A 9,222-nucleotide genomic window follows, 5' to 3' on the forward strand; every position below is an offset into this window, starting at 1 on the left:
CTCCAGGACCCCTCCGAGCAGGAGCGCGGGGGCCGGACCTAACCTGACATCATGAGCCGACGCCAACTGGAACGCGGTACCGCGATGCGGGGCATGGTCTCCGAAGCGGGCATCGTGGCGCTGGACGCGGACTTTCCCCCGGACGGATCCGGTCCGGACGCCGACTGTCACATCCTGCACCTGGACATGGACGCGTTCTTCGCCAGCGTGGAACGGCTCCGCCGTCCCGAGGCGCGCGGACGCCCGGTCATCGTGGGAGGCACGGGTCCGCGCGGAGTGGTCTCCTCCGCCGACTACCTCGCTCGCGCGCACGGCGTCCACTCGGCGATGCCCATGACACGGGCCATGCGCCTGTGCCCCGACGCCCTGGTCTACCCGCCCGACGGACGGGCCTACCGGCGCGTGTCGGAGGCCGTCATGGACATCCTGCGCTCGGTCACCCCACTGGTGCAGCCCCTCTCCCTGGACGAGGCCTTCCTGGACGTGTCCGGCGCGCGCCGCCGGTTGGGCGGGCCGGTGCGGATCGCCGCCATGATCCGCGAACGGGTACGTGAGGAACAACGCCTGACGTGTTCGGTGGGTGTGGCGGCCACCCGCTTCATGGCCAAGCTCGGCTCCACCCACTGCAAACCCGACGGCCTGCTGTTGATCCCCACCGACCATGTGGGGGAGTTCCTGGACCCGCTGCCGGTGGGGGCCCTGCCGGGTGTGGGGGAGCGGACGGAGCAGACCCTGGTCAGGTTGGGCGTGCGCACGGTCGGCCGGCTGGCCCGCTACGAACCGGACCTGTTGCGCAAGGAGCTGGGGGACAAGGCCGGGACCCGGTTGGCCGAGCTGGCCCGGGGCGTGGACGAGAGCCCCGTCGTGCCGGAGAGCCCCGACAAGAGCATCGGCGCGGAGGAGACCTTCGCCGAGGACGTCACGGACCCGGAGACGGTGGACCGGGAACTGCTGCGGCTGGCGGAGAAGGTGGGACGCCGACTGCGGGCGTCGGGGCAGGTGGGCCGTACGGTCGGCGTGAAACTGCGCCGTGGGGACTTCTCCACCATCACCCGATCGCGGACCCTTCCCGAGGGGACCGACGTGGGCCGAGAGATCAATGCCGTGGCCCGTGAGTTGTACACCGCCTCCGGGTTGCGCGGAGTGCCGCTACGCCTGGTGGGCGTGAGAGTGGAGGGGATCATTCCCGTGGAGAGGGCGCACCGCCAACTGGCGCTGGGCGAGGAGGAATCGGGGTGGAGGGATGTCGAACGGGTCATGGACCAAGTGGCGGCACGTTTCGGTCCGGGCGCGATACAGTCGGCCGTGTTGGCCAAACGTGACGAAAACGACGTATGATGCGGCAACTTCCGGGACCCCTGGAGCGTTCTCAGGGTAGGGCTCGGAATCACGGTAGAAGAGAGGCATGGAAGCTGGTGTTTCCCATACAGGGCGGGGGTATCCTGACCGTTACGGGTCCGGTGCACACGCAGCTTTTCTTTCCACCAGGCGCTAGCGCACCGTATTCTGGGCATATCACCGACCAAGAGGCTGTTTATCAGTACCCGTCACCCCAACCGGAGACTGCCGTAGGGAGGCGCCGTGCCGCTCTCTGAACACGAGCAGCGCATGCTCGACCAGATCGAGCGGGCGCTGTATGCCGAGGACCCGAAGTTCGCGAACACCGTTCGACAAACGAACCCCGCGGTCCATTACAAGCGCTGGATCATCAAGGCCGGACTCGGATTCGTCATCGGTGTGATCTTGCTGATGACGGGACTGATGCTCCAGTCGACCGTCGCCCAGGTCGCCATCAGCGTCCTCGGCTTCCTCACCATGCTGTTGTGCTTTCTGTGGGGTGCGAACGCCTGGCGCAAGGCCGCCGGTGGCGGCGCCGAGACGGTGGCGGCCGCGGAGCCCAAGCAAAAGCGCAGGGGACAGGGCCGCCCTGGCATGATGAACCGTTTCGAGGAGCGCTGGCGTCGCCGCCAGGAGGGCGAGGAGTGATCCTCCCCCGATAGCGGAGCAGGCACGTCCGGCATGAGCGTCACGTGGTGGGGTTCCACGAAATCGTGGGACCCCACCACGTTTCTCGTCTCAGGAGGTGAGGGGCTCCGGGGTCGGGGACGGGCGTGGACGTCGCCATGGGGCCAGTGAACGGGGTAGCAGCACCGCGCGGGCCCGCGCTCCCGTTCCGACCACCGAGACCAGCCCGGCCCGGGCCGTACGCAGGTCCTCGCGCAGCCCCTCCGAGGGCAAAGGCGCGGGCGCGTACCGCGCCGCCTCCTCGGCCAGGGCCAGGCGCCCCAGCGCGGCCACGGTCTCCCGCGACACCGGTCTCCGAGCGGACCCCGACATCGGTCCCGTGGACCTTGACCCGGACCGCTCGGGAACGGGGCCCCCACGGGCCATCCGCTCGGCCGCGGCCCGTGGACTCTCCGTCGAGGTCCACGTTCCGCCCAGGTCCAGGAACGTGTCCCGCAGTTCCCGCCACGCGATGTGCGCCGCCCTCGCGTCGTCCGTGGAGAGCGCCGCCATACGCGACCAGCGCACCAGGGCACGCACCAGCGCGGGCAGAACCAGGAGCAGCAGGCCGATCGCCACGGCACTCGCCGCCGGGAGCCACGACAGGTCCGCTCCGGACCGGGGCCCGTGCTCGGAGGCGGCCACCGACGAGTCCGTCTCGTCCTCGGGCTCCTCGTCTCCCGAGGGGGACGGGGAGCGTTCCTCCTCGGCGGCGGGCTCCTCGTTCCCCTCCGGTGTCCGTGCTGTCTCGGTGGGCACGACCTCCGGCTCCTCGGGCACCGTGCCCGGGGAGACCGGGCCGCCCTCTCGCTCTCCCCGGGCGTAGTCCGGTACCGACGCCGAACCCTGCCCGGCGGAGGAGGCCGGGGTCGGCTCGAACCGCACCCAGCCCGCACCCTCGAAGTACAGCTCCGGCCAGGCGTGCGCGTCGCCCACCGACACCGCCCAACGGCCGTCGCCCATGCGCTCGCCCGCGGTGTAACCCACCGCCACCCGCGCCGGAATACCGGCCTGTCTGGCCATGACCGCCATGGCCCCCGCGAACTGCTCGCAGTAGCCGATACGGTCCTCCAACAGGAAGTGGACGAGCGGGTCGGCGTCACCGGGGACCGCGGGCGGTGCCAGGTCGTAGGTGAAGGAGCCCCCCGTGAAGTACTCCTGTAGTGCCATCGCCCGCTCGTACGGGGTCCTCGCCTGTTCGGTCAGGGCCTCGGTCAGCTCCCGCACACGCGGGTCCAGGTCCCGTGGCAGATCTCGGTGGTCGCCGGGCAACGACCGAGGGTCACCTGTGTCCGCCAGTTCCTCGGTGGTCGGTCTGCGGTCCACGCTCTCCACGGTGAAACTCAGGCCCGTGGGAGGGCTGTTGGTGCTGAACACCACGTGGCTGCCAGGGTCGGCGTACCACTCGCCCGACACCTCCACCGAACGTGCCCAGTACGGCAACGGCAGGAAGTCCATCCGTGGCGACTCCGCGTCCAGGGAGATCCGCGTGGTCACCGTGTCCTCCGACGGCGCCGACCCCCACCCCGTCGGTAGGGGCAGCTCCCCGTCGACCCTGGTGTCGTTGGAGGCGTTGACCGGGGTCATCGTCCAGTTCACGCCGTCGAACTCGTCCAGCACGTACGTGCGCAGGTAGTCGGGCTCCTCGGCGTCGGTCCGGTAGGTCAGCACGGTGCGGTCGGAGGAGGAGGCCAGGTCCCGTCGCAGCGACACCAGCGGGTGCGTGGTGGTGATGACGTCTCCACCGGTGCCGATGTAGGTCCCGTCGGCCAACGTGTGGAACACGTCGGTGCGCAGCGAGGGCAGCGCCAGCGGCACCGTCAGCGCCAGGAGCACCGCGACGGCCGAGGTCAGTGACACCGTCACCACCCTGCGGACCGCCTCCGACACCCCGGCCGAGGAGTCGTGTGCGTCGGGCACGCGCATCCCCCACTCGCGGCCTCGTACCCACGCGTCCACGGCCAGCAACACCAGGAAACCGCCCGCGCAGGCGATCGCGGGCAGCGGACCCACCCCGGAACCGTCCAGGACGAGCGGCACCGCCATCAACGTCAGCAGCAGGACGCCGACCATGCCGGGGCAGCGCGCCGTCACCGCGAGGAAGTCCGCGGCCATCATGAACAGGGCCAGGCACAACGCGATGATCAACATGACCCCGGACGAGGCCGACACCGGTGGCGCACTGACGTCGATGGTGTGCGCGCCTTGTTCGAGAGTCGTTCCCAGGTGCGCCACCACGTCTTTCGTGGGGAGCAGCCCCAGTGGCGCGAGGTGTCCGGCGAACAGTGGGGTGACCAGGGCCAGCACCGCCAGGGCCTGGAGGAAGGGCACCGGAAAGGCGTTCCTCCCAGGCGACCGGTACAGCGCCGACACACCGGCCACCGCCGCCATCATGACGAAGGCCGGCACCCACCAGGTGCCTCCCCGCACGAAAGGACTCAGCAGCGGAAGCGCCATCGCCAGGCACAGCAGGGAGGCCAGGGGCATCAGTGCTCTCAACGCGGGCCCTTCCAGAAGACGTGCGGACCGGCCTGTGCGGACGCCGGTGAGGCCGGTCTCCCGACGAAGGAGGTCGATTCGTCCGCTCCCGCGATCGCGCGGCTCCACATCCCGGGCAACTCGGTGACCGAGGACAGGACGATGGTCCGCCACCCCGCCGCGGTCAGTACGTCGCGGGCCCCCCACAGGGCCTCGCGGTCGGGCCAGGCGGCGTGTGCGCACAGTACGGCCACCCGGATCCCGTCGCCGCTCCGGGACAGCGCCGCGGTCTCCTCCGCGCACACCGACCCCAACACGGCCACCGTCAGACCGGTGGTCCCCCGACCGTCGCCGAGGGGGTCGATCCCACCGATCAGCCCGGGGGAGTCCGAAGCTTCCACCAGGGCCAGGGCATCGAGCGCATCGGCCGCGGTCAGGGCCGGGATCCGACCCCCCTCGGTGTGAAGGCGCAGGTCATGGCCGCTGTCGAGCAGGCTCGTCGCCACGGAGGCGGCCACGCTCACCGCGGTCTCCAAGGACCCGGTCGGGCCCTCGGGGCCGTGAGCGCCGCGTCGTGCGTCCAGCAGGACGGCACCGTCCTCCCGCCGGCGCTGTTCCTCTTGGCGTACCATCAGGCGGCCGTGCTTGGCGGTGGACCTCCAGTGCACCCTGCGGAGTTCGTCACCGTACCGGTACTCGCGTGGGACCGGGTCCTGTTCCCCCACACCGCCGACGGGGCGACGCGGCGACTCCTCGCCCTTGGCGCCGTCGGCGGAGGCCGGCGCCTCCAACGGCACGGCCGCCGGGGTCACGAGCAGGCGCGAGGGCGCCCCCAGGCTTCGGTCGACCCGAACACAGCCCAGCGGATCGGTGACCGTGACCCGTAGGGGGCCGAGAAGATGGTCACCGCGTACGGAGGGACGCACCAGGTAACCGACCTCACGCACCGCACGCGGACCCAGGTGGCCCACCGTGTAACGGGGTTCCTCGCCCAGAGGGAGGGGCAGTGTGTCCGCGAACGACACGAAGGCGGCCGGCCAGACCCGTGAGGCGTTGCTCACCCGGAGCCGGACCCGGGCCTCGTACCCGACCGGGACACGGGTGGGCCACACGGTGCGGCTGTGCACGACACGGGAGGAGGCCCCCAGAATCGTCAACGCCGCCAGGGGAGGAAGGGCCAGGAGCAGCACACCCACGCCCACCAGTTCGCGTTGACCCACGATCAGGCCTCCCCCCAAGGCGAGCAGGCCGAAGACGAGCATGCAGACGCCTCGTGCGGTGAGGGCTCGGTGCGGGCGCATGGACCCTCTCTCGGAACGGGGTCGGACAGGGGGCGGGGAGGAGGGGCGGAGCGCCTCTACCGGGGGCCGGGGACGGGCAGGTGTGCGACCAGCCCGGCCACGATCTGCTCGGGGGTCCGGCGCCGCGTCTGCGCCTCGGGGCCGGGCAGGAGGCGGTGTGCCAGGACCGGTACGGCCAGGGCCTGTACGTCGTCGGGAAGGACGTAGTGCCGTCCGTGCAGGGCGGCGTAGGCACGCGCGGCCCTGACCAGGTGCAGGGTCGCCCGGGGGGAGGCGCCCAGACGTAGTTCGGGGCTGGTGCGGGTCGCGTTGACCAGGTCCACGATGTAGCGACGCACTCCCGGCGCGACATGCACCGCGGCCACCTTGTCGGCGAGGTCGCGGATCCGGACCGCGTCGGTGACGGGCGCCAACGCGTCCAACGGCGACCGGGCGCCGTGCGAGTCGATCATGTCCAGTTCGGCCTGGGGCGCGGGGTAGCCCACGGACACCCGGGCCATGAACCGGTCGCGCTGGGCCTCGGGTAGGGCGTAGGTGCCCTTCATGTCCGCGGGGTTCTGGGTGGCCACCACCATGAACGGCCGCTCCAGGGCATGGGTCCGGCCGTCCACGCTGACCTGCCGCTCGGCCATGCACTCCAACAGGGCGGCCTGGGTCTTGGGAGAGGCGCGGTTGATCTCGTCGCCCAGCACGATGTTGGCGAACACCGGACCGGGGTTGAACTCGAACTCGTGCCGGTCCTGGTGGTAGACGCTGACGCCGGTGATGTCGCTGGGCAGCAGGTCCGGGGTGAACTGTACGCGCTGCACGGAGCAGTCCACGGCCCGTCCCAGTGCCTTGGCCAACATGGTCTTACCGACGCCGGGCACGTCCTCGATGAGGAGGTGGCCCTCGGCGAGAAGGACGGTCAGGGTCAGACGCAGGACCTCCGGCTTGCCCCCGATCACGGTCTCCATCGCACCGCGGACGCGGTCGGCCACGGCGACGATCTCTTCGACGTCCGTCTGGGCGCCGCCCCCGCGACCGCCGTGGTGTGTGTCGAGTGACACCAGGTCCTCCCGCTCCCCGTAGCTCCATGTGCCGTCGTGGTGACCGGGGCCGGTCCTTCCCCCAGCGCCCCCTGGTCCCCCCTTCGGACCCCGAACCGCCGCCCGAGGAGGACCACCAGGATACGCATCGGGCATCGACGGGGACACAACATCGACCAATTCGGGGCCACCGTCTCGACCGTGCGGGAAACGGGACATGGGCCGTCGTGCGAGCAGATGACGGTCCCCTCCCGAAAGTCCGTTCGTGTCGGCCTCCTCGGCGTGGTCGGGCGCCCTTTGAGGGACGGGGCTCAGAAGGCTCGGGCCCCGCGCCCGTTCGGGCGACACTCCAGGCGTCGGGTCTTCCCGCTCGCGCTCGCACCGCTCCGAACTGGGGTTTCGTCGGCCTTCCGGAGTCGGGCGCAGGGGGATGACTGTTGACGGTGGGGAAGAGTGGAGTAGGGTGGGGCATCGTGGAGAGGGTGAATTCTCCGCTTTCGAGGCCGAGGGAGGTGGGAGCGTGTTCCTCGGCACCCACACGCCTCGCCTCGACCAGAAGGGACGACTCTTCCTCCCCGCGAAGTACCGGGAGGAGCTGTCGGGGGGACTGGTGATCACCAAGGGGCAGGAACGCTGCCTCTACGTCTTCCCCGCGGAGGAGTTCCGGCGCATCACCGAAGCCCTCGCCACCACCCCGGTCACCGCCAAGGCCGTGCGCGACTACAGCAGGGTCCTCTTCGCGAGCGCCTCGGACGAGAGCTGCGACAAGCAGGGCAGGGTCACCATCCCGGCCAAGCTGCGCGACTACGCCGACCTGGAGCGTGAGTGCGTCGTGATCGGCGCCAACACGCGTCTGGAGATCTGGGACGCCGGAGCGTGGGCGGACTACGAGGCCGAGCAGGAGCCCGTGTTCGCGCAACTGTCGGAGGAGGTGCTGCCCGGGGTGCTGTGATCCCGGCGGCGCGACCGTCGGCGAGATCGGCACACAGTCCACACCCTCGCAAGCCGGAGTCCGGCAACGGCCTCCGGACGCGGTTCCACGAACTGGCGCGACTTCCCCGGTGCCAGATCGCGAACGCGGATCCATCGGAAGGTGGACAATAGCGGCCGTGTCCGGAGGCCCGCCGGAACCCGTCGGGCCACGCAGGGACACCGCGGAGCGCACGGAAGAGAAGGCGCTACCGCGGCGACTCGGGGAAGACGGTGACAGCGTGGAGGAACAGCAGCGCATGGGGGACGACCGGCGGCACGCGCGGCGCGAGGACGACGGTGCCCACACGGACGGGGAGCAGGACATCGAGACGCGTGTGGCGGCGGCCCGCGCCGGACTCGACCCCCGACACGTCCCCGTCATGCTCGACAGGATCGTGGAACTTCTCGCCCCGGCCCTCACCAGGCCCGGCGCGGTGCTCGTCGACGGCACCCTGGGACTGGGCGGACACGCCGAGGCCCTTCTCAAGGCCTGCCCCGACATGCGGCTGGTGGGCGTGGACCGCGACACCACCGCCCTGGAACGCAGCGCCGAGCGCCTGACGCCCTACGCCGACCGCACACACCTGGTGCACGCGGTCTACTCCGACATCCCGCGAGCCCTGGACGAGGCGGGTGCGGCCGGAGCCGACGCCGTACTACTCGATCTGGGGGTGTCCTCACCGCAGTTGGACGAGACCGACCGCGGTTTCGCCTACGCCCACGACGCGCCCCTGGACATGCGCATGGACCGCACCCAGTCCCTCACCGCGGCCGAGGTGGTCAACACCTACCCCGTCGCCGCGCTCACCCGTGTCCTGCGCGCCTACGGAGAGGAGCGCTTCGCCTCGCGCGTGGCCCGGGCGATCGAGCGTCGACGCGCCCAGGCGCCCATCGAATCCACCCGCGTCCTGGCCGAACTGGTGCGCGAGGCCATCCCCGCGGCCACCCGACGCACCGGCGGACACCCCGCCAAGCGCACCTTCCAGGGCCTGCGCATCGAGGTCAACGCCGAACTGTCCATCCTGGAACGTGCGCTGCCGGCGGCCGTCGCGCGCCTGAACACGGGCGGACGCATCGCCGTGCTGTCCTACCACTCCTTGGAGGACAGGATCACCAAGAAGGCCCTCGCCGCCCTGTCCACGGACACCACCCCCGCCGACCTGCCCGTATCCCTCCCCGAACGACAGCCCGAACTCCGACTTCTCACCAGGGGGGCCGAGCTCCCCGTGGAGGAAGAGAACGAACGCAATCCACGCGCACAGTCGGCCCGTCTCCGCGCGGCCGAACGTGTGCGGCCGCCGCGGAAGTAGGGAGAACAGATGAGCACCAGGACGCGAACCCGCCGCGCACCCGCCCGCGGCGGGAAGGGCACCACGAGGCCCGCGCCCCCCGGGCGCACGGCCACGACGCCGCCGGCGGCGCGCTCGCGCACCAGGGCG

At 71.0% G+C, this 9,222-nt stretch carries 7 protein-coding genes; 4 read left to right on the top strand and 3 right to left on the bottom strand.

Annotated features, from left to right (window positions below; all coding sequences use genetic code 11):
- Positions 1-84 precede the first annotated feature (84 nt).
- Positions 85-1,338, top strand: coding sequence for a DNA polymerase IV (locus PFX91_RS09915; protein WP_285731117.1), 1,254 nt, complete (start codon positions 85-87; stop codon positions 1,336-1,338).
- Between the two features lie 243 nt (positions 1,339-1,581).
- The gene (locus tag PFX91_RS09920; protein ID WP_285731071.1) at positions 1,582-1,986 is read left to right on the top strand and encodes an SCO2097 family morphological protein; all 405 of its coding nucleotides are present in this window, start codon (positions 1,582-1,584) and stop codon (positions 1,984-1,986) included.
- 90 nt (positions 1,987-2,076) lie between these two features.
- Here PFX91_RS09920 and PFX91_RS09925 read toward each other — a convergent pair whose 3' ends face one another.
- From PFX91_RS09925 to PFX91_RS09935, 3 genes are read right to left on the bottom strand one after another with little or no spacing between them, the layout of a single operon-like run.
- Positions 2,077-4,491: a transglutaminaseTgpA domain-containing protein gene (locus tag PFX91_RS09925; RefSeq protein ID WP_285731119.1), complete on the bottom strand. Its 2,415-nt coding sequence runs from the start codon at positions 4,489-4,491 to the stop codon at positions 2,077-2,079.
- An 8-nt stretch (positions 4,492-4,499) separates the two neighbouring features.
- Positions 4,500-5,783: a DUF58 domain-containing protein gene (locus PFX91_RS09930; RefSeq protein ID WP_285731072.1), complete on the bottom strand. Its 1,284-nt coding sequence runs from the start codon at positions 5,781-5,783 to the stop codon at positions 4,500-4,502.
- A gap of 56 nt (positions 5,784-5,839) precedes the next feature.
- A complete protein-coding gene (locus PFX91_RS09935) occupies positions 5,840-6,832 on the bottom strand; it encodes an AAA family ATPase (protein WP_285731073.1) in 993 nt (330 codons plus the stop codon).
- Positions 6,833-7,331: 499 nt separating this feature from the next.
- Here PFX91_RS09935 and mraZ point away from each other — a divergent pair, with 499 nt between their 5' ends.
- Positions 7,332-7,763, top strand: a complete 432-nt coding sequence (gene mraZ / locus PFX91_RS09940; protein ID WP_285731074.1) for a division/cell wall cluster transcriptional repressor MraZ — start codon at positions 7,332-7,334, stop codon at positions 7,761-7,763.
- A gap of 277 nt (positions 7,764-8,040) precedes the next feature.
- Positions 8,041-9,093: a 16S rRNA (cytosine(1402)-N(4))-methyltransferase RsmH gene (rsmH, locus tag PFX91_RS09945; protein ID WP_285731120.1), complete on the top strand. Its 1,053-nt coding sequence runs from the start codon at positions 8,041-8,043 to the stop codon at positions 9,091-9,093.
- The last annotated feature ends 129 nt before the right edge of the window (positions 9,094-9,222 follow it).

This window comes from Nocardiopsis sp. ATB16-24 (assembly GCF_030271535.1).
Taxonomy (GTDB): domain Bacteria; phylum Actinomycetota; class Actinomycetes; order Streptosporangiales; family Streptosporangiaceae; genus Nocardiopsis.